Source organism: Thermobispora bispora DSM 43833 (assembly GCF_000092645.1).
GTDB lineage: Bacteria > Actinomycetota > Actinomycetes > Streptosporangiales > Streptosporangiaceae > Thermobispora > Thermobispora bispora.
Window position 1 is genome coordinate 819,234 of sequence record NC_014165.1, and the last position, 20,459, is coordinate 839,692.

The 20,459-nt window shown below is 75.2% G+C and carries 14 protein-coding genes; 11 read left to right on the forward strand and 3 right to left on the reverse strand.

All coding sequences use genetic code 11. The features are described from left to right. Positions 1 to 18 precede the first annotated feature (18 nt). From cydD to TBIS_RS03710, 3 genes are all read left to right on the forward strand, one after another. Positions 19 to 1,803 (forward strand): thiol reductant ABC exporter subunit CydD, encoded by a 1,785-nt coding sequence (gene cydD / locus TBIS_RS03700; RefSeq protein ID WP_013130996.1) that lies wholly within the window; start codon positions 19 to 21, stop codon positions 1,801 to 1,803. Continuing rightward, complete coding sequence (gene cydC / locus TBIS_RS03705; RefSeq protein WP_013130997.1) at positions 1,800 to 3,560, forward strand: thiol reductant ABC exporter subunit CydC; 1,761 nt, start codon at positions 1,800 to 1,802, stop codon at positions 3,558 to 3,560. Before cydD ends, cydC begins: the two co-directional genes overlap by 4 nt. 348 nt (positions 3,561 to 3,908) lie before the next feature. Next, positions 3,909 to 4,751 (forward strand): methyltransferase domain-containing protein, encoded by an 843-nt coding sequence (locus TBIS_RS03710; protein WP_273371615.1) that lies wholly within the window; start codon positions 3,909 to 3,911, stop codon positions 4,749 to 4,751. 72 nt (positions 4,752 to 4,823) lie between these two features. Here TBIS_RS03710 and TBIS_RS03715 read toward each other — a convergent pair whose 3' ends face one another. Then, positions 4,824 to 5,822 carry a lysylphosphatidylglycerol synthase domain-containing protein gene (locus TBIS_RS03715; RefSeq protein WP_241019858.1) on the reverse strand — a complete coding sequence of 333 codons (999 nt, stop codon included), beginning with the start codon at positions 5,820 to 5,822 and terminating at the stop codon, positions 4,824 to 4,826. Positions 5,823 to 6,087: 265 nt separating this feature from the next. Here TBIS_RS03715 and TBIS_RS03720 point away from each other — a divergent pair, with 265 nt between their 5' ends. From TBIS_RS03720 to TBIS_RS03745, 6 genes are all read left to right on the forward strand, one after another. After that, entirely contained in the window at positions 6,088 to 6,939 is an 852-nt protein-coding gene (locus tag TBIS_RS03720) for a class I SAM-dependent methyltransferase (protein ID WP_148231444.1), read from the forward strand. Then, a complete protein-coding gene (locus TBIS_RS03725) occupies positions 6,936 to 7,913 on the forward strand; it encodes a lysylphosphatidylglycerol synthase domain-containing protein (protein WP_013131001.1) in 978 nt (325 codons plus the stop codon). The genes TBIS_RS03720 and TBIS_RS03725 overlap by 4 nt, the downstream gene beginning before the upstream one ends. Before the next feature lie 160 nt (positions 7,914 to 8,073). Then, positions 8,074 to 9,183 (forward strand): mannose-1-phosphate guanylyltransferase, encoded by a 1,110-nt coding sequence (gene manB, locus TBIS_RS03730; RefSeq protein ID WP_280938083.1) that lies wholly within the window; start codon positions 8,074 to 8,076, stop codon positions 9,181 to 9,183. Between the two features lie 39 nt (positions 9,184 to 9,222). Continuing rightward, positions 9,223 to 10,197, forward strand: coding sequence for a DNA-3-methyladenine glycosylase family protein (locus TBIS_RS03735; RefSeq protein ID WP_013131003.1), 975 nt, complete (start codon positions 9,223 to 9,225; stop codon positions 10,195 to 10,197). A gap of 282 nt (positions 10,198 to 10,479) precedes the next feature. Next, entirely contained in the window at positions 10,480 to 13,125 is a 2,646-nt protein-coding gene (locus TBIS_RS03740; protein WP_013131004.1) for a bifunctional FO biosynthesis protein CofGH, read from the forward strand. A 132-nt stretch (positions 13,126 to 13,257) separates the two neighbouring features. Further along, a complete protein-coding gene (locus TBIS_RS03745; RefSeq protein WP_013131005.1) occupies positions 13,258 to 15,021 on the forward strand; it encodes a substrate-binding and VWA domain-containing protein in 1,764 nt (587 codons plus the stop codon). A gap of 568 nt (positions 15,022 to 15,589) precedes the next feature. Here the strand turns inward: TBIS_RS03745 and TBIS_RS03750 are convergent. Together TBIS_RS03750 and cofD are read right to left on the reverse strand one after the other, a co-directional pair. Then, the gene (locus TBIS_RS03750; RefSeq protein WP_013131006.1) at positions 15,590 to 16,873 is read right to left on the reverse strand and encodes a coenzyme F420-0:L-glutamate ligase; all 1,284 of its coding nucleotides are present in this window, start codon (positions 16,871 to 16,873) and stop codon (positions 15,590 to 15,592) included. Beyond that, positions 16,870 to 17,853: a 2-phospho-L-lactate transferase gene (gene cofD, locus TBIS_RS03755; RefSeq protein WP_013131007.1), complete on the reverse strand. Its 984-nt coding sequence runs from the start codon at positions 17,851 to 17,853 to the stop codon at positions 16,870 to 16,872. The genes TBIS_RS03750 and cofD overlap by 4 nt, the downstream gene beginning before the upstream one ends. A gap of 246 nt (positions 17,854 to 18,099) precedes the next feature. On the opposite strand from cofD, the gene TBIS_RS03760 reads away from it, so the two are divergent. Continuing rightward, positions 18,100 to 19,887: a hypothetical protein gene (locus tag TBIS_RS03760; protein WP_013131008.1), complete on the forward strand. Its 1,788-nt coding sequence runs from the start codon at positions 18,100 to 18,102 to the stop codon at positions 19,885 to 19,887. Positions 19,888 to 20,094: 207 nt separating this feature from the next. Beyond that, a complete protein-coding gene (locus TBIS_RS18485) occupies positions 20,095 to 20,352 on the forward strand; it encodes a WhiB family transcriptional regulator (RefSeq protein WP_013131009.1) in 258 nt (85 codons plus the stop codon). The last annotated feature ends 107 nt before the right edge of the window (positions 20,353 to 20,459 follow it).

The window sequence follows — 20,459 nt, forward strand, 5'->3', positions numbered from 1 at the left end:
GCCGTGGCGGGACACCCCATGCGCCCCGACCTGCTCCGCCGCGTCACCGCCGAGCGCGCGGTGCGCCGGCACCTCGCCGGCACGCTCTGCGCCGCGGCCGCCGCCGGGCTGCTCGTGCTCGCCCAGGCCGAACTCCTCGCCGGCCTGCTCTCCGGCCGGTTCCCCGGCACGGCCGCCGCCGCGCTCGCCGCCGTGGCCGCACTGCGGGCCTTCCTCGTCCGCGTCCAGGGCGGCTGCGCGGCGCGCACCGCGACCGCGGTCAAGTCCGCGCTCCGGCACCGGCTCCTCGCCCGGCTCGGCGACCCCGGACCGGCCCGGCCCGCCGGCCACCGCACCGGCGAGCTCATCACCCTCGCCGGCCGCGGGCTCGACGGGCTCGACCCGTACCTCACCGGCTACCTGCCCGCGGCCGCCGTGGCCGCCGTGGTCCCCCTCGCCGTGGTGGCCCGCCTGCTCGCCGCAGACCCGGCGAGCGCCGTGATCGTGCTGGTCACGCTCCCGCTCATCCCCGTCTTCGGCGCACTGGTCGGCACGCACACCAAGGCCGTGACCGAACGGCAGTGGCGCACCCTCTCCCGGCTCGGCGGGCACTTCCTCGACGTGGTGCGCGGCCTGCCCACCCTGCGCGCCTTCAACCGGGCCGCCCACCAGGCCGAGGTGATCCGCCGCATGGCCGGGGCGCACCGCTCCGCCACCATGCGCGCGCTCCGGGTCGCCTTCCTCTCCTCGCTCGTGCTCGAGCTGTGCGCGTCCCTCTCGCTCGCGCTCGTGGCCGTGCCGATCGGGCTGCGCCTGCTCGGCGGAACCCTCGACCTGGCCACCGGGCTGCTCGTCCTGCTGCTCGCCCCCGAGGCCTACCTGCCGCTCCGGGCGGCCGGCGCCCGGTTCCACGCCGCCATGGAGGGGATCGCCGCCGCCGAGGCCGCGTTCGCCGTACTGGACGAGGCGGCGGGGGAGCGGACCGCCCGGCCGGAACCGCGGGACACCGCACCGCCGCGCCCCGCCGTACGGCCGCGCGCCGCCGTCCGCGCGGACCGGGGCCCGTCCGGAGGCGCGCCGGAGGTGAGGCTCGACCGGGTCGCGCCCGGCGGCCCGCCGGAGATCCGCCTCGACCGGGTCACCGTGCGCTACCCCGGCCGGGCCGAGCCGGCGCTCGCCGACGTCTCCCTGGTGATCCGCGCGGGCGAACGGGTCGCGCTGGTCGGGGAGAGCGGCGGGGGCAAGAGCACCCTGCTCCACCTCATCCTCGGCCTGATCACCCCCGACCGGGGACGGGTGCTGATCGACGGCGCCGAGGCGGTCGACCTCGACGCCTGGCGGGAGCGGGTCGCGTTCGTCCCGCAACGGCCGCACCTGTTCGCCGCCACGGTCGCCGACAACATCCGCCTCGGCGCGCCGCACGCGGACCTCGCCGAGGTACGGCGGGCGGCCGACGCCGCCTCCGCCACCGAGTTCATCGACGCCCTGCCCGGCGGGTTCGCGGCCCTCATCGGCGAGCACGGCGCCGGGCTGTCCGCGGGGGAGCGGCAGCGCATCGCGCTCGCGCGGGCCTTCTGCCGCCCCGGCGCCTCGGTGCTGCTCCTCGACGAGCCAACGGCCCGGCTCGACGTCCGCAGCGAGGCCGCGGTGACCGAGGCGGTGGCCCGCCTGATCGGGAACCGCACCGCGATCATCGTCGCCCACCGGCCCGCCATGCTCGAGCTCGCCGACCGGGTGATCCGCCTGGAGCGCGGGCGGATCACCGCCGACGTCGCCCGCACACCCCGTCGCCCCATGCCCGCGCTCACCGGAGGCGCCCCGTGACCGTCCCGCCGTCCGTGATCCTCCGCCTGCTGGGCGCGGCCGCCGCCGGCGCGGCCGCCGAGCTCGCCGGGCTCGGGCTCATCGCCACCGCCGCCTGGCTGATCACCCGGGCCGCCGAGCAGCCGCCCCTCGCCGCGCTCGGCGTCGCGATCGCCGCCGTGCGCGCCTTCGCCACGAGCAAGGGCGTCTTCCGGTACGCCGAACGCCTCGCCGGGCACGACGTGGCGCTCCGCGCCCTCGCCACCGCCCGGGAGCGGCTCTACCACGCCCTCGCCCCGGCCCGCCCGCCGGAGCGGCGCGGCGCCGACCTGCTCACCCGCATGGTCGAGGACACCGAGGCCGTGCAGGACCTGCTCGTCCGCTGCCTGCTCCCGGCGGCCGCCGCGCTCACCCCCGCCGTCGCGGCGCTCGTGATCGAGCTGGTGCTGCTGCCGCGCGCCGCGCTCGCGCTCCTCGCCGGGCTCACCGTCGCCGGGGTCCTGCTGCCGGCCGCCTCCTACGCGGCCGCCCGCCGCTGGGGCGCGGAGATCGGCCGGGCCCGGGCCGCGCTCGCCGAGCGCGTGGCCGACCTGGTGCACGGCTCGGCCGACCTCGCGGCCTTCGGGGCCACCGGGCGCGCCCTCGCCGCCGCCTCCGCCGCCGGAGATCGGGTCGACGCGCTCGAGCGCCGGCGCGCCCGGGCACTGGCCACGGCCCAGGCGGGCGGCGTGCTCACCCAGGGCCTCACCGCCTGCGCGGTCACGCTCACCGCCCAGGCCGCCGGGGCGGGCACGGTGGCCACCGCCGTGCTCGCGCTCACCGCCCTCGTCGCGTTCGAGCCGGTCCTCCCGCTCGCCCAGGCCGCCGAGCGGCTGCCCGGGATCACCGGCGCGCTGCGCCGGACCCGCGAGATCCGGCGCCTGCCCCGCGCGGTCACCGAACCCGACCGGCCGGCGCCCCTCCCCGGCGGGCCGTACACCGTCGAGGTGCGCGACCTGGTCGTGCGGCACCCCGGCCGGGCACCCGCCGTCGACGGGGTGAGCCTCACGCTCACCCCCGGCAAGCGGGTGGCCCTGGTGGGCCCGAGCGGCGCGGGCAAGAGCACGCTGCTGGCCGCGCTCATGCGGCTGATCGAGCCGGAGTCGGGGAGCATCACGGTCAACGGCCGCGACATCCGGGAGCTGCGCGCCGAGGACGTGCGGCGGGTGATGACCGGGCTGCCCCAGGACCCGTACGTGTTCCGCGCGAGCGTGCGGGAGAACCTGCGCCTCGCCGCACCGGAGGCGGGCGACGAGGAGCTGGAGCGCGCGGTGCGGCGGGCCCGGCTCGACCGCTGGGTCGCGGGCGTCGGCTGGGACGCCGGCCTGGGGGAGGACGGCCGCACGGTCTCCGGCGGCCAGCTCCAGCGGCTCGCCCTCGCCCGGGCGTTGCTGTACGACCCGCCGGTGCTGCTGCTCGACGAACCGGGCGAGGCGCTGGACGACGCGACCGCCGGCGCGATCATGGCCGACGTGCTCGACGCCACGCGCGGCCGCACCGTGCTCATGGTCACCCACCGGCTCACCGGGCTCGACCAGGTCGACGAGGTCGTGGTGCTCGACCGGGGCCGGGTGATCCAGCGCGGCGGGCACGAGGAGCTGATCCGGACGCCCGGGCACTACCGCGATCTGTGGGAGGCCGAGTCGCGAGCGTGGCGGCCGCCGGCCGGCCAGCCGATCATCGCCGGGACCGGCTCGCCGTCCGGCCGGGCCGCGGCGGCGCACCACCGAGAGCGGTGACCATCGTGCGCAGGAAGACGCCCGGTTCCTGCCGGCGGGCCCAGTGCGAGGCGCCGGCCGGGATCCGCTCTCCCGAGGTGCGCGCAGCCTCCGGCGCCCGAGCGTGATCGAGCGCGAGCCGCCGTGACCGGGTCGTTCTCTCCGATGGGCTCGCCGTCACACGGCAGGGCGTCGCCGGGAACCCGCCGCAGGGAAGAATGGTGCGAACCGCATGGCAAGTTCTGTGATCCCGGCCGTCGCCAGTGCCGGCCGACGAGGGATGGGGGAGACTGTGCCCCGGCGGAGACGCCCGCGTGTGATCCCAGGCACTGCGATCCCTAGTCGTCGTCCACGCTGCCGAGCCTGCTCCTGCGGATGTTCGGTCACGCCGAGATCCACGACGGGGTCGAGGTGCTCGATGTGGGCACCGGTTGCGGATACGGGGCGGCGCTGCTCGCCCGCCGTCTGGGCGATGACCGTGTCACGAGTGTGGACGTCGATCCCTACCTGACGAAGGCCGCCGCCGAGCGGCTCGACCTGATCGGGCTGCACCCGCGGATCGTCACGGCGGACGCCACGGGGCCGCTGACGGGGGAGTACGACCGGATCGTGGCGACGGTGTCCGTACGGCCCATCCCGCCGAGCTGGTTGCAGGTGCTGCGGCCGGGCGGGCGCCTGGTCACCACGATCGCCGATACCACGATCATCGTCGTCGCCGATAAGACCCCCGATGGCGGCGCCGCCGGGCGGGTCATGTGGGACCGCGCCGGGTTCATGCGCACCCGGCACGGCGACGACTACCCGCCGGATGAGCTGGCCGACCGGTTCAGGGAGATCCACGACCGGGAGGGGGACGAGGTCACCCGCGGCCGGTACCCGGTGGTGGAGGTGGCCGAGGCATGGGAGCTGCAGTCGATGCTGGAGGTCGTCGCACCGGGGATCGAGCACTGGTACGACGAGGACGACGAGGGGCGGCGCACGGCGCTCATGGTGCACCCGGACGGCTCCTGGGCCCGGGCGACCGCCATGCGGGACGAGGCGCCGATCGTTCACCAGGGCGGGCCGCGCCGCCTATGGGACCTCCTCGATCGGATCCGGCATCGCCGGCTGGTGGAGGGGAGCCTGCCGCTGTACGGCTCGCGCGTGCGCATCACCCCCGACGGTGTGGTCCACCTGCGGCGGGGCCGGTGGACGGCCGTGATCGGCCCGTGACCCGTTTCCGCACGGCTAGCGAGCAAGATCACGTATGATCCCGCTCGTCGCTCCTTCCTCTCTTGGAAGTCTTCACGGAACCGGGGAGCCCGGCGAAGGCGTGCCGTCGCCGGGCTTTCCGCCGTGCGAGGAGCCCAGGGGCTCGCGCGGCCTGGCCTTCGGCGCCGGGACGCTCCGGGCCCAGAGGAAGCCGATCGCCGCCCACGCGGCGTCGGCCGCGCTGAAGACCACCCGGGAGACCACGGCGACGACCAGCGCCTGCGACGTGCCGAGCACCGGGGAGAGCGCGAGGACCATGGCGCCTTCCCGCACCCCGATGCCCGCGGGGATCACCACGGTGAGGATGCCGGTGGCCCACGCCAGGGCGTACGCCCCGGCCGCGATCGGGTAGAGGGACACCCCGCCGGGGCGCATGTCGGCCACGAGCACCCACAGGTGCACGCCGTACACCAGCCAGCCCAGCATGGTCCAGGCGAGTGCCTTCGCCATGTCGGCCCCGCTGAGCACCCGGTCGAGGGCCTCCCTGCGCAGGATGCGCAGCGCGAGGTTCAGCCCCCAGGTCAGCACCCGCGGGTGGAGGCCGATGAGGATCATCGGGATCAGCGCGAGCAGCCACCACCCCTCGCGGGCGATCTGCCGGGAGAGGGTCGCGGCGGCGAGGAGCAGGGCGCAGCCGAGCGAGGCGGCGAGGCCCAGGGTGGTGGCGCCGAACGTCCGCCGGGGCGGGGCGCCGTGTTCCCGGGCGAGCTCGATCATCGCGGCGAACGACCAGACCGTGCCGGGGATGTACTTGCCGAGCTGGCCGACGAAGAGCACCCGCGCCGCCACGGGCAGCGGGAGCGGGGAGCCCAGCCCGGCGAGGATGTCCCGCCAGGCGACCAGCATGAGGCCGAGCCCGGCGAGCACCGCGGCGAAGGAGACCGCGACCGACCACCAGGAGAGCTGCGCGAGGGCGGCGACGGTCTCCGACCGGTTCCGGGCCAGGCCGTAGCCGAGGAAGCCGAGCGCGGCCAGCACCAGCAGGGCCCGCACCACTCGGCTGGAACTCAGGCGGGTGAGCAAGCGCGGCACGGGGCCAGCGTAGGCCCTGGCCGGTGCCGGGCCGTACCGTCCTCCCGGATCCGGTACGGCCTCGCAACGCGCCCGGGATACCGGACCCTCGTTCCGGCCCCGGCCTAGGGGACGCTCGCTCCGGCCCCCGGCGTACGGGATGCCCGTTCCCGGCCCGGCGTCACGGGGAACCCGGCCGCGGGCGAACCGGGCCGCGGGGAGGCGCGGCACCGGTACTGTTGGGCTCCGTGAGTGGGAACCCAGGCATCTCGGCGGTGATCGACCGGTGAGCAGGAAGCGGACCGCCCAGCTTGCGTACTCCGAGCTTCAGGCCGCCATGCTCGACGAGGACAAACGCCGCCGCAAGGCCGCGAAGATCATCGCGGTGCTCGCGCACTTCTTGGGCAGGGAGAAAGCCGACCGCGGCGAGATCCTCGCCGGGCTCACCGTCGGGGACATCGGCTGCTCGGCGGGGTTCATCGCCGACGAGCTCGCGGCCGCGGGGGCGAGCCGTACGTTCGGGGCCGACATCGACGTGCCCGGGCTGAAGAAGGCGGCCGGGAGGTTCGGCCACCGCGTGGGGTTCGTCTGCGCCGACGGCGCCGCCCTGCCGTTCCCCGACGGATCGATCGACGTGCTCGTCTTCAACCACATCTACGAGCACGTGGTCGACCCGGACGCGGTGGTGAGAGAGATGCGCCGGGTGCTCGCCGACGACGGCGTGCTCTACCTCGGGCTCGGCAACCGGCTCGGGATCATGGAGCCGCACTACCGGCTGCCTTTCCTCTCTTATCTGCCGGCGGCCGCGGCGGACCGGTACGTCCGGGCGTTCGGCCGGGCCGACCACTATCACGAGCGGTTCCGCACCCGGTGGGGCCTGCGCCGGATGCTCGCCGGGTTCCACGTCTGGGATTACACGCTCCCCGTGCTCGCCACCCCGGAGCGGTTCGCCGGGGAGGAGCTCTTCACCGGCCCGGTGGGGCGGGCCGCGAAGGCGACCCTGGAGCGCACGCCGCGCCCGGTGCTCCGGGCGCTCCTGCCCCTGGTGCCCACCTACCTGTGGGTCGCGACCAAGACCCCGCGGCGCCCGCTCGGCTCCCCGCTCCCGCAGCCTCCGGAACCGGTGCCCACCCCATGACCCTGCGTCGTGCCGTACGCGTGCTCTTCCTCGCGGCCGCGCTGGGGTTCGGCGCGTGGGCGATCGCCGGCCAGTGGGCGGAGGTCGCCGGCGGGTTCGCCCGGCTCTCCTGGGCGGTGCTCGCCGGCTCGCTCGCGGCCGTGCTCGGGGCGCTGGCCGCCGGGATGCTGCTGTGGCGGGCGCTCCTCGCCGACCTCGGGTCGCGGCTGACCTTCGCCGAGGCCGCGCGGGTCTTCTTCGTGGGGCAGCTCGGCAAGTACATCCCCGGCTCGGTCTGGCCGGTGATCGCCCAGATGGAGCTGGGGCGCGACCACGGCGTCCCGCGGGCGCGCAGCGCCGCCGCCTTCTTCCTCACCTATCCCATCTACCTGGCGAGCGGGCTGCTGGTGGCCGCGGTCACGCTGCCGGCGCTCGCCGGCGACTCGGTGGCGGGGTACGCCTGGCTGCTGCTCCTCGTCCCGGTCGCCCTCGCCGCGCTCCACCCGGGGCTGGTGAACCGGGTGATCGACCTGGGGCTGCGGCTGCTGCGCCGGCCACCGCTGGAACGCCCGCTCACCCGCCGGGGGGTGCTCGCGGCCGCCGGGTGGGCGCTCGCCGGTTGGGCGGCGTACGGGGCGCACCTCGCGCTGCTCGTCCACGGCCTGGGGGCGACCGGCGCCGCCGCCGTGCCGCTCAGCGTGGGCGCGTTCGCCCTGGCCTGGTGCCTGGGCCTGGTCGTGGTCATCGCCCCGGCCGGCGCGGGGGTGCGCGAGGTGGCGATCGTGGCCGCGCTCGCTCCCGTGCTCGACCAGGGCTCGGCGATCGCGGCCGCGCTCTGCTCCCGCCTGGTGGTCTCGATCGGCGACCTGGTCTGCGCCGCGCTCGCCGGTCTGGCGTCCTGGCGGCTGCTCGCCGGGCGTCGTACGGTGACCGCGACGGGCGCGTCCGGGGCGGGTCACGGAGCGGACCTGTCCAGCGATGCTACTCGTGAGTAGGCTTAACGCACGGCCGGCACCGCGCGCGGGCCTCCACCCCGCGGGGACCGGCCGCGCCGGCGCGGGGTCACCTCCGCCCGGTACCGATGTAGGTGAAGCCGAAGTAGCACCGGCTCGTGTCACAGGTGTCAGGTGATGCGCGCTGGGCTACCCTCACGCTGTGCGGGAGAGATCTTTGCGTGCTTCGTCGTCGGGCCTTGAGGCGATCCTTCTCGTCGGAGGCCAGGGCACCCGCCTGCGGCCGTTGACCCTGACCACCCCGAAGCCGCTCCTGCCCACGGCCGGGGTTCCCTTCCTCGCCCACCAGCTTGCCAAGGCGCGATCATACGGCGTGCGCCGCGTGGTGTTCGCGACCTCGTACCGGGCAGAGCTGTTCACCGAGGCGTTCGGTGACGGTTCGGGCTTCGGGCTCGAGATCGTCTACATGACGGAGAAGCAGCCGCTCGGCACCGGCGGGGCGATCCGCAACGCCGCGGCGGCGCTCACCTGTCCGCCCGACGCGCCCGTCCTGGTGATGAACGGCGACATCCTCTCCGGGCACGACATCGCCGCACAGGTCGAGGCCCACCTCTCGCGCGACGCCGCGGTGACCCTGCACCTGACCGAGGTCGAGGACCCCTCCCGGTTCGGGTGCGTCCCCATCACCCCCGACGGCCGGGTGACGGCCTTCCTGGAGAAGACCCCGAACCCGGTGACGAACCTGATCAACGCGGGCTGCTACGTGTTCCGCCGCTCGGTGATCGACTCCGCGATCCCGCCCGGGCAGGTGGTGTCGGTCGAGCGGGAGACCTTCCCCAAGCTCATCGAGGATGGCGCGCTCGTCCTCGGGTACGTCGACTCCTCCTACTGGCTGGACGTCGGCACCCCGTCCGCGTTCGTCCAGGGCTCGGCCGACCTGGTGCTCGGCAAGCTCAAGTCTCCCGCGCTCCCGGGCGAGGCCGGGGAGTACCTCGTGCTCGAGGGGGCGACCGTGTCGCCGGAGGCGAAGCTCACCGGCGGCACCGTGGTCGGCACCCGGGCCATGGTCGAGGCGGGGGCGAGCGTCCAGGGCAGCGTCGTCTCCGACGACGCGGTGATCGCCTCCGGGGCGGTGGTGGTGGACTCCGTGGTCGGCGCCGGCGCCCGCATCGATCCCGGGGCGGTCCTCCGGGACGTGGTGGTGGGCGACCGCGCCCGGATCGGCTCGGGGAACGAGCTCACCTCCGGGCTGCGGGTCTGGCCCGGGGTCACGCTGCCGGAGTGCGCGGTCCGGTTCTCCAGCGACATCTGACGGCGGCCCGGGAGCGACGGGAGCGAGGGAGCGAGGCCGATGGGGGCAGCCCGCCCGGCGGTGCGGGAACGCGGGTGGCGGCCGGGGCGGCCGGTTGACATCGCGCTCACCCTCTCCCCGTTACGGCACGGCCGGGGCGACCCCACGTGGCGGCGCACCCCGGACGGGGCGGTGTGGCGCACCTCGCGCACGCCGGACGGGCCGGGCACGTTACGGATCACCGCGGCCGGGGGCGAGGTCCACGCGCAGGCGTGGGGCCCGGGCGCCGAGTGGCTGCTCGAGACCCTGCCGTCGCTCCTCGGCGCCGACGATGATCTGACCGGGTTCGCCGGGACGCTCGCCGCGGCCGCCCGGTCGGGCCCCGCGGCGGCCCGGCATGCCGCGATCGTCGCCTGGCTCGCCGCGCGCCTGCCCGGGTTGCGGATCGGTCGCTCCCAGCGGGTCTTCGAGTCCCTCGTGCCGGCCGTGCTCGAGCAGAAGGTCGTCGGCCGGGAGGCGTGGCGGGCCTGGCGGTGGCTGGTCACCCGGTACGGCGAGCCGGCCCCCGGCCCGGCCGCCTCCGCCGGTATGGCCGTGATCCCCCCGCCGGAGGTCTGGCGGGAGATCCCGAGCTGGGACTGGCACCGGGCGGGGGTGGAGGCCGTCCGGGCCCGGACCATCGTCAACGCCGCACGCCACGCCGGCCGGCTGGAGGCGACGGCGTGCGCCGGAGCGGCCTCCGCCGAGGCGGACCGGCTGCTGCGCGCCCTGCCGGGGATCGGGGTGTGGACCTCGGCCGAGGTGCGCCAGCGCGCCCACGGGGACGCCGACGCGCCGAGCGTGGGCGACTACCACCTGCCCGGCATCGTCGGCTGGGCGCTGATCGGCCGGAAGACGGACGACGCCGGCATGCTCGAGCTGCTGGAGCCGTTCCGCGGGCACCGGCACCGCGTGGTGCGGGTGATCGAGCTCAGCGGGGTCCGGCCGCCGGCCCGCGGCCCGCGCATGCCCGCCCGCGACTACCGGTCCTTCTGACCCGGCTCCGGCCCGGCCGTCCCCGGCCGGTCGCCGCACCGTCCCGCCCGGCCGGGGCTCCGCCGCGAGACGGCCGCGAGGGCGGCCCGGCGGGAGCGCCGCGACCGTCCACGGCCGCGGCCGTCCCCCGGGGACCGCGTGCCCGGGCCGGGGAGTCCCCAGCGGAGCCCTCGGCCGGGGCTCGCCCGCGCCCGGGCGGGGACCGTGCGCGGTGCGGCGCGACGGTGAGATACCGGTGACCCGTTCGCCGGGAATGCGGCGCTGTTGCGTACTGTGCGGTCTGTGCGCAACGAGTACGTGAACCCGACTGCGATGCGCCGGGCCCTCGCCCGGGCGAGGGACGGCAAGACGCTCGACGCGGCCGAGGCCGCGATCCTGATGCGCGCCCGAGGGGAGGATCTGGAGGCGCTGCTCGGCCACGCCTCACGCGTGCGCGACGCCGGCCTCGTCGCCGCCGGCCGGCCGGGAGTGATCACCTACAGCAGGAAGGTGTTCATCCCCCTGACCCGGCTGTGCCGGGACCGCTGCGGCTACTGCACGTTCGCCGCGGCCCCGCACGAGCTGCCGAGCCCGTACCTCTCCCCGGACGAGGTGCTCGACATCGCCCGGCGCGGGGCGGCCATGGGGTGCAAGGAGGCGCTGTTCACGCTCGGCGACCGGCCCGAGGCCCGGTGGCGGCAGGCCCGGGAGTGGCTCGACGCGCACGGCTACGACGACACCCTCTCCTACGTCCGCGCGATGGCCATCCGGGTGCTGGAGGAGACCGGCCTGCTGCCGCACCTCAACCCCGGGGTGCTCACCTGGCGCGACCTGCAGCGCCTCAAGCCGGTCGCGCCGTCGATGGGCATGATGCTCGAGACGACCTCCCGGCGGCTCTTCGAGGAGAAGGGCATGCCCCACTACGGCTCGCCGGACAAGGACCCGGCGGTCCGGCTACGGGTGCTCGAGGACGCGGGGCGGCTGAGCGTGCCGTTCACCACCGGCATCCTCATCGGCATCGGGGAGACGATCGAGGAGCGGGTCGACTCGCTCTTCGCGATCCGCCGGGTGGCCCGGGAGTACGGCGGCATCCAAGAGGTGATCGTCCAGAACTTCCGCGCGAAGCCGGACACGGCGATGCGGGGGATGCCCGACGCGGACCTGCACGACCTCGCCGCCACGATCGCGGTGGCCCGGCTGATCCTCGGCCCGAAGATGCGGATCCAGGCGCCGCCGAACCTGATCGGCGGCGAGTACGCGTTGATGATCCGGGCCGGCATCGACGACTGGGGCGGGGTCTCCCCGCTCACCCCCGACCACGTGAACCCGGAGCGGCCCTGGCCGCAGATCGAGGAGCTGGCGGAGCGCACCGCGGCGGCCGGGTTCCGGCTCCGGGAGCGCCTCACCATCTACCCCGAGTACGTGCGCGCCGGTGAGCCGTGGCTCGATCCGCGGCTGCGCGAGCACGTGGCGGCGCTCGCCGACCCGGAGACCGGGCTGGCCAGGGAGGGGGCGGCCCCGGTGGGCCGGCCCTGGCAGGAGCCGGACGGCGGGTTCCCCTTGCGCACCGCGGGCCGGACCGACCTGCACACCGCGATCGACACCGAGGGCCGCCGCAGCGACCGCCGCGCCGACTTCGACACCGTCTACGGCGACTGGGAGGCGCTCCGCGAGCGGCTGCCCGGCCGTACGGCAGGCGGGGGCGCGGCGGGGCGGCCGATCGACGGCACGGTGCGGGCGGCGCTGCGGCAGGCGGAGCGCGACCCGGCCCGGCTCACCGAGGAGCAGGCGCTCGCCCTCCTCGACCTCGCCGGCGACGCCGAGGGCAGGGGCGCCGACGACGCGGGGCTGGACGAGCTCTGCCGGATCGCCGACGGGCTGCGCCGGGACACGGTGGGCGACGAGATCACCTACGTGGTCAACCGGAACATCAACTTCACCAACGTCTGCTACACCGGCTGCCGGTTCTGCGCGTTCGCCCAGCGGCGCACCGACCTGGACGCGTTCACGCTCTCACTGGAGGAGGTGGCCGAGCGGGCCGCGGAGGCGTGGGAGGCGGGCGCCACCGAGGTGTGCATGCAGGGCGGCATCCACCCCGACCTGCCCGGCACCGCCTACTTCGACCTGGCCCGGGCGGTGAAGGAGCGCTGCCCGGAGATCCACGTCCACGCGTTCTCCCCGATGGAGGTGGTGAACGGCGCGAGCCGGGCGAACATGTCGATCGAGGAGTGGCTGCTCGCGGCCAGGGAGGCGGGGGTGGACTCGCTCCCCGGCACGGCGGCGGAGATCCTCGACGACGAGGTGCGCTGGGTGCTCACGAAGGGCAAGCTCCCCACCCGCGACTGGATCGAGGTGATCACGACCGCGCACCGGCTGGGCATCCCGACCACGGCCACGATGATGTACGGCCACGTGGACACGCACCGGCACTGGGTGCGGCACCTCCGGCTGATCCGGTCGATCCAGGAGGAGACCGGCGGCTTCACCGAGTTCGTGCCGCTGCCGTTCGTGCACCACAACACGCCGATCTACCTCGCCGGGCTGGCCCGGCCGGGCCCGACCGCGCGGGAGAACCGGGCGGTGCACGCGCTCGCCCGGATCATGCTCCACGGGGCGATCGACAACATCCAGGTCTCCTGGGTCAAGCTCGACGCCGGCCTGCTCCGCGCCATCCTCGCCGGGGGCGTGAACGACCTCGGCGGCACGCTCATGGAGGAGACGATCAGCCGGATGGCCGGGTCGGAGAGCGGGTCCTACCGGACGATCAGCGAGCTCGCCGAGCTGGTCGCGCCGACCGGCCGCCCGCTCCGGCAGCGCACCACGCTGTACGGCACGCCGCCGCCGGAGCGGATCGAGGCGGCGCGGCGGAGTGACGGCGTGTGCCGGAGCGTGCGCGCCGTGCTGCCGCTCGTGACCGGCCCGGGCGCGGGCGCGCCATGCCACGATTGAAGATCATTCTGATTCGCCACCTGGCACGCTGTTGTAACGCGTTCTAATATGCGGGCTCAAAGATCCCGGTAGGCCCGGAACCGGTCAGGATCAGCCGGGCATGTCCCCGAGAGCTTGAGGAGGACCAGCGAGGTGCCCTCCGGTCGTCACCGCGCCAGCTCACCCGTCGAGCGGCTGCTCAGGCGGTTCCGATGGCGAGTCAGCCGGCGCGCCGCCGTGGCCGCGCTCACCGTCCCGGTCGTCATCGCCGGAGGTGCGGTGCTGTACGTCCGCGGCACCGGTGGCGCGTGCTCGCCGCGCGACCCGCTCATCGTCCGGGTCGCCGCGGCGGTGGACATCGCGCCGCCGGTGATGGAGGCGGCCGACCGGTTCAACGCCACGGACACCGGGGTGGACGGCAGGTGCGTCAAGGTCCAGGTGGTCGAGCAGCCACCGGCCCCCGTGCTCCGCACGCTCATCGGCGACCGGGTCGGCGTCCTCCCCGAGCGGCCGGACGGCTGGATCACCGACTCGTCGGTCTGGGTGCGCCTCGCCCGCAAACAGGGGGCGCGCAACCTCGGCGCCGATGAGACCGTGGTGGCCACCTCGCCGCTGGTGTTCGCCACCCGGCGCTCGCTCGCGGAGCGGTTCGCGGCCGGGAAGACCGAGATGAGCTGGGACATGGTCTTCCCCGCCACGGCGCGGGGGAGGCTGCGCCCGACCGAGAGCGAGCCGGACGTGGTGCGCGTCCCCGACCCCTCGGTGTCGGGGGCCGGGATCGCCACGGTCGCCGCGGCCCGGGACCTGGTGGGCACGGGGAGCGAGGCGAACAAGGCGCTCACCGCCTTCGTCCGCATGGCCCAGGCCGGGGCGATGCCGGACTACCGGACCATGCTCGAGGCCGTGTACGCGCGCGGCTTCTGGTCCCGGCCGGTGGTGATCGTGCCGGAGCAGTCCGTCTGGGCGCACAACCGCGGCCCCGTCACCGAGCCGGTCGTCGCCCTCCAGCCGAAGGAGGGGACGATCCACCTCGACTACCCGTACGTGGTGACCTCGGACGACCCGGCCAAGGCCAAGGGGGCGGAGCTGTTCGCCCGGTGGCTGCGCTCCGCGCCGGTCCAGGACCTGCTGCGGCGCGCCGGGTTCCGCTCGGCCGACGGCTCGCAGGCGCCCTTCGAACCCGGCGGCGAGATCCCCACCCGGGCGCCCAAGGTCCTCCCGTCGATCACCCCCCAGCTGATCGACGAGGCGCTCGAGGCGTGGGGCAAGCTCGCCCCGCCGAGCCGCATCCTCGTCCTCGCCGACGTCTCCGAGGAGGGCGCCCGGCCGATCGGGCCCGACGGCCAGACCCGGCTCGGCGTCGCGGTCAAGGCGGCCAAGCTCGGCCTGGAGCTGTTCCCCAACGAGACCCACATGGGCCTGTGGGAGTTCGCCCGGGGCATCGCCAAGGGCAAGGACCACCGGGAGCTGATCAGCGTCGGCTCGATCAGCGAGCCCGCGCACGGGCAGGAGATCCGCCGGACCGAGATGCTCCGGGTCGCCGACAGCGTCCGGCCGCTCGCCGGCAAGTCCGCCTCGCTCTACGACACGATCCTCGCCGGCTTCCGCTCGCTGTCCGCGGGGTACGAGCCGATGATGAGCAACGCCCTGCTCGTGCTCACCTACGGGCAGGACGACGGGAGGGGCATCTCCCGCCAGGAGCTCGCCGAGGCGCTCCGCAAGGAGTGGAACCCCGACCGGCCGGTGCAGATCGTCGTGGTGATGTTCGGCGCGGGGCGCGATCGGGCGGCGCTGGAGGAGGCCGCCGCGATCACGAACGGCGAGGTCTACGTGGCCCGGCAGCCGGGCGAGATCATAGACGTCTTCCTCTCCGCCATCGCCAGGCGGCTCTGCCACCCGACCTGCCCCCGGCAGTGACCGGACGGCCGGTGTGCCCGGCGGCCGCCATGCCGTGGCGGGCCCGGGCCGCTGGGCGATCGCCCGCCGGTGACCGGCCCGCGTTGCGGCGGTCCGCTCGCCGCCGGCCGTGTCCGGGCGGTGTGCCCGGCGCGTCGCCCACCGGCCTCCGGTGGCCGGACGGCCCCGCGCCCGGCCCGCCGCGGAGCCCATGCGTCCCATGCCAGGCCGCGTCCCGGCAGCGCGGTCCCAGAGGCCCCGCGGAACCCGGGCGTCCAGGGCGGGCCGCGTCCCCGCGGCAGAGGTCCCGGCCCCGCCGCTCACCCGTCTCGCCGCGGCGCCCATGCGTCCCATGGCAGGCCGCGTCCCGCCGGCGGCCACGGTCCCAGGGGTCCCGCCGCGGCGTCCGGACGTGCGGCCGCGCCGGTGCGGGCCGGGGTCCCGAGGCGCGGGGCCACGGGTCCGCCGGTTCGCCCCCTCGGGATGCGGAAACCCGGGGATGCGCGAGGGCCACGGTGAGCCGCGGCCGCACCGAGCCTCACGGGTCACGATGAGCCCGATTCTCACCAGGTCACGATGAACCCGGTCCTCACCGGGTGACGATGAAGGCGGCGGGGTCCCGGGGCGGGCGGTCCTTGGGCGGGGCGGCCGGGTGGCCGATCGCGACCGCGCCCATCGGGTCCCAGTCCTCCGGCAGGCCCAGCACCTTCCGCACCACGCCGCGGCAGAACATCGTGGACGACACCCAGGCCGAGCCGAGGCCCTCGACCGCGAGCTGGACGAGGAAGTTCTGCACCCCCGCGCCGGCGGCGACCACGAACATCTCCCGCTCGGCCGTGCGCCGGCGCTCGTCCGGGTAGGCGTGCGCGCCGTCCATCACCAGGCAGGGGACGGCGAGGTAGGGGGCCTTGCGCAGCACGTCGCCCCGCTTGATCCGGCGCGCGATCGCCTCCTCCGGCAACCCGTCGGCGCGCAGGTCCGCGATCCAGGCCTCCCGCATCGCGTCGAGGAGCGCGGTGCGGGACTCCGGGGTCTCCAGCAGGACGAACCGCCACGGGGTGGTGTGGTGGGGCGCCGGGGCCGCGACGGCGGCCGCCACGGCCCGCCGTACCGCGGCCGGGTCCACCGGCTCGTCGGTGAACTCGCGGATCGTGCGGCGGGCGAAGACGACGTCGGCCGAGCCGTACCGGAACATGTCCTGGGCGGCGGGGCGGATGAGGGCCCGGGCGCCCGGACCGTCCTCGGGGGTGACCAGGTGGGCGAGCCCGCGGACCACGGCGACGGGGACGCCGGAGAGCTTGCCCTTGACCAGCTCGCCGGCGGAGGCGAGCTCGTCGGCGAGCGCGGTGACGGTCGCGGTGAGCTCGTTGCCGTACCCGTCCGTCCGGCCGCGCAGGTCGTCGAGGGGCCGCACGCCGGCGACGCCGATCGCGAGGTCGGTGAGCCCGTTCCGCCACGGCCTGCCGAAGGTGTCGGAGATGACCACCCCGACCTCCCGGCCCAGCCGCTCCCGGATCCCGCGGCGGATCCGGCGGGCCGAGCCGTCCGGGTCCTCGGGGAGCAGCAGGACCGTGCCGGGGGCGGAGTTGGAGGCGTCCACCCCGGCGGCCGCCATGACGAAGCCGTGCCGGGTCTCGGCGATCACGGTGGTCCCGCGCCGGGCCACGACCCGGGCCGCCTCCTCCCTGATCGCCTCGGTCCGGTCCGCGGCCCGGCGGATCCGGCCCTCGGCCTTGCTCACGATCTTGGAGGTCACGACGAGGATGTCGCCGTCCGCCAGGTCCGGTACGGCTCGCGCGATGAGGCCGGCGATGTCGTCCCCGGGGCGCACCTCGGGCAGCCCGGGGACGCCGGTGACGGTGATCCCGGTCACGCCGACCCCCGCCCTGTGCCGGCGCCGCGGGCGGCCTCCTTCTTCTCCCGGAGCGACCGGGCGAGGTCGAGCGCGGCCGCGGCGATGTCCCGCGCCGCCTCGAGGGAGGTCATGAGGAGCGGCCGGGCCTCGACCACCACGCCGTCGAGCGCGACGCCCGCGTCCTCCTCGGCCACGAGCCACCCGTCGAGCAGCGCGCTGCCGTACAGCTCCAGCACGCCCTGGGCGCTCGTCTCCACGCCGATCGCGGCGAGGCAGGCGTCGGCCATGCCCCGGACCGGGGCGCCGCCGATGATGGGGGAGACGCCGACCACGGTCTTGGCCTCGAGCGCCTCCCGGACGCCGGCGATCTGCAGGATCGTCCCGATGCTCACCACCGGGTTCGACGGCGGGAGGATCACCACGTCGGCGTCGTGGATCGCCTCGAGGACCCCGGGCGCCGGCTTGGCGGTGTCCGCGCCGACGAGCACGAACCGCTCGGCGGGGACCGAGGCGCGCAGCCGTACCCACCACTCCTGGAAGTGGATCGCCCGCCTGCCCTGGTCATCGGAGATGACCACGTGGGTCTCGACCCGGTCGTCCGTCATGGGGAGCAGCCGGATGCCGGGCCGCCACCGCGCGCACAGCGCCTCCGTCACCTGGGAGAGCGGGTAGCCGGCGGAGAGCATCTGCGTGCGCACGATGTGCGTGGCGAGGTCCCGGTCGCCCAGGCCGAACCACTGCGGCTCGACCTCGTAGGCCGCGAGCTCCTCCTTGACCGTGAAGCTCTCATCGGCCCGCCCCCAGCCCTGCTCCTCGTTGATGCCGCCGCCGAGCGTGTACATGACGGTGTCGAGGTCGGGGCAGATGCGGAGGCCGAACAGGGTGATGTCGTCGCCCGTGTTCACGATCGCGGTGATCTCGGCGTCCGGGGCCGCCGCCTTGAGCCCACGGAGGAACCGGGCTCCTCCGATGCCTCCGGCAAGGGACACGATTCGCATGTCTGACAGTCTTCCACCGGTCCGCCGGCCGGGCGCGCGCCGGTGGCCCCGGTGCGGCCGGCCCCGCGGGCGGGCGTACCGGGCGCACAAAATGATCACAAATACCCCGGGCCGGATCCGGGAAACCGCAGGATACGGCAGGTCGCGGGTGCTTTGCCGACTTGTAACCTTTTTTGGTCTGCCACCACAAGTGTCAGACATGTGCAAAACTGCCCCGGGTGCCAATCGAGGCATTGGGGGTAAGTCGTGCTCAAGGTCGATACCGACAGGCTGCGTGAGCCCGCCGCGTGGACCATGCTCGCCGTGGTGACCACCGGCGTCATCGTCGGCGTCGTCCGCCTGCTCATCGGTCCGGAGGCGTTCTCGCACCTCGGCTTCGGCAGCCGTGCCGCCACCGCCCTGCCCACCCTGACCTCGGCGGTGCACACGGCGCTGGCGGTGGGGGCGGTGCTGATCGCCGGCCGGGCCGGTGCGGCGACACCCCGGGCCCGCCTGATCGCCCTCGGGGCGGCCGGCGTGCTCGGTATCGCCCTGCTGTTCAGCGTGATCGCCCTGTTCGGGGTGCTGCTCGGCGACGGGCTCACCGGCCGCGGCCGGGCCGAGGACCTGCTCGCCGGCCTTCCCGGGGCCGCGCTCACCGCCCTGGGCGCGCTCGTCGCGTGGAAGGAGGCCGACCGGCTGCGCCCCGCCCGCGATCAGCAGTTCGGCGCCTTCCCCGGCACCCACCCCGGCTACCCGGTCGCCCAGGGGTACGGCGACGGCTACGGGCAGGGCGCTCCCGGCTTCCCGCAGCAGCCCGCCCAGGTGCCGTACGGGGAGCAGGCCGGGTACGGCGGCGCGGCCCAGCCGCAGGCCGGCGCGCCGTACGGCGAGCCGCAGCAGCCGGCCCAGGCGCCGTACGGGGACCCCCAGCAGCCCGCCCCGGTCCCGTACGAGCAGCAGCAGCCGGCTCCCGGGTACGGGGAGTCCCAGGCCCCCGTGCCGTACGACGCCTCCCAGCAGGCCTCGATGGCGCACCCGCCGGCTCCCGCCCCGACCGGTGGCCCGTACCCGCAGCCGCCGGCCCACCCGGAGCAGCCGTACGGGGCCGAGCAGCACCAGGGGGACCCGGAGCGCACCCAGTACGCCCAGCCGTCCCCGGCGCCGGCCCAGCCCTGGCCGGGCGGCCAGCCCGGGCAGCCCCAGCAGCCCTGGCAGGCCGAGCAGCCCCAGGGCCACGGCCAGCAGCCGCCGGCGCAGCACGACCTCCCTGCCGCGCCGCAGTACCCCTCCGCCCCGCCGCCGTACCCGGCGGGCCACGGCTACCCGGCCGAGCCCACCGGCGCCCACGGCGCGGACCCGTACGGCCAGCGGATCGAGCCCGGCCAGCCCACCGCCGGGCAGCCGCAGGCCGCCGCGCAGCAGCCGGCCGGGTACCCCGGGGCCGACCAGTACGGCCACGCCGTACCGCAGCCCGACCCCTACGACGCCCGCCACTCGCACCAGGACCGTCCCTACGGCCACCCCGCCCTCGCGCCGGCGGAGCCCAGGCCGTACGACCAGGGCGGGCAGCAGGGCCAGGCGTACGGCCCGGCCGGGATGCCCGGGCCGGGGGACTACTCCGGGTACTCCACCCAGCCCACCCCGCCCCCCGGCGCCGACACCGGCGGCCGGTCGCCGTACGAGGCCGCCTCGGCCGACCCGAGGGAGCAGCAGCTCGCCCAGGCCTACGAGCAGGCGCGCAGCTACCAGCAGCTCAACCAGTCCGCGGAGTACTCCGGCGGCCCCACCGGCCCGCTCGCCCCGGACCAGCCGGGGTACTACGACCCGCACGGCCACCACCAGCACGGCGATCACGGCTACCGCCCGGCGCCGGCCGAGCAGACCGAGCAGACCATGCGCCTGGATCCGGTCGCCTACCGGCATTCAAAGGATCAAGACGAGCCGATCCAGCCGACGGCGATCTATACGCCCGAGGGCGTGCAGGCAAAGTATGGGGAAGATTCCGGCAGTGATCAGCCAGGGCGGGGAACCGGCCAAGACCGTCCTTGGTAAGGTTCCGATCGCTGATAGCACCGAAGATCTTGGCGCTGCGAACCGGGGCAAGCGGGTCTTTCCCCGGGTATCGCTATGCCGCTTGACGCCACACGCGTCACACGCGTGTAATTACAGGCATGTTGTTACGCCTTGCCGAGGGTGGGTTTAGGTGAGGCGCTTTATGGGGGGCTCTATGTGGGCGGGCGAGCGACAGGGAGGTGTGCAATGACCGATCTGGTCATGGCACATGCGCTCGGTGGTGAAAATCTCGACTGGCAAGAGCGCGCTTTGTGCGCTCAGACCGACCCCGAGGCGTTCTTTCCTGAAAAAGGCGGCTCGACCCGGGAAGCGAAGAAGGTCTGTCGTTCTTGTGAAGTCCGCGTGCAGTGCCTCGAATATGCGCTGCAGAACGATGAGCGGTTCGGCATCTGGGGTGGGCTGTCCGAACGGGAACGCCGCAAGCTGAAGCGCCAGGCGGTTTGATCCCAGACGTTCCTGGTTCGTCCATGATTCTCGGTCGCGTGTGATCGAGTGAGACCTATGTGCCGTATTGTGGTCGGCGCTCAGTCGTACCACCCAGCTAGGACTCG

What these genes read in the sequence shown, in the direction of transcription:
- cydD (WP_013130996.1), top strand. Translation starts at nt 19, where the DNA reads ATGCGCCCCGACCTGCTCCGCCGCGTCACCGCCGAGCGCGCGGTGCGC.
- TBIS_RS03725 (WP_013131001.1), top strand. Translation starts at nt 6,936, where the DNA reads ATGACCCTGCGTCGTGCCGTACGCGTGCTCTTCCTCGCGGCCGCGCTG.
- TBIS_RS03735 (WP_013131003.1), top strand. Translation starts at nt 9,223, where the DNA reads ATGGGGGCAGCCCGCCCGGCGGTGCGGGAACGCGGGTGGCGGCCGGGG.
- cofD (WP_013131007.1), bottom strand. Translation starts at nt 17,853, where the DNA reads ATGCGAATCGTGTCCCTTGCCGGAGGCATCGGAGGAGCCCGGTTCCTC.
- TBIS_RS18485 (WP_013131009.1), top strand. Translation starts at nt 20,095, where the DNA reads ATGACCGATCTGGTCATGGCACATGCGCTCGGTGGTGAAAATCTCGAC.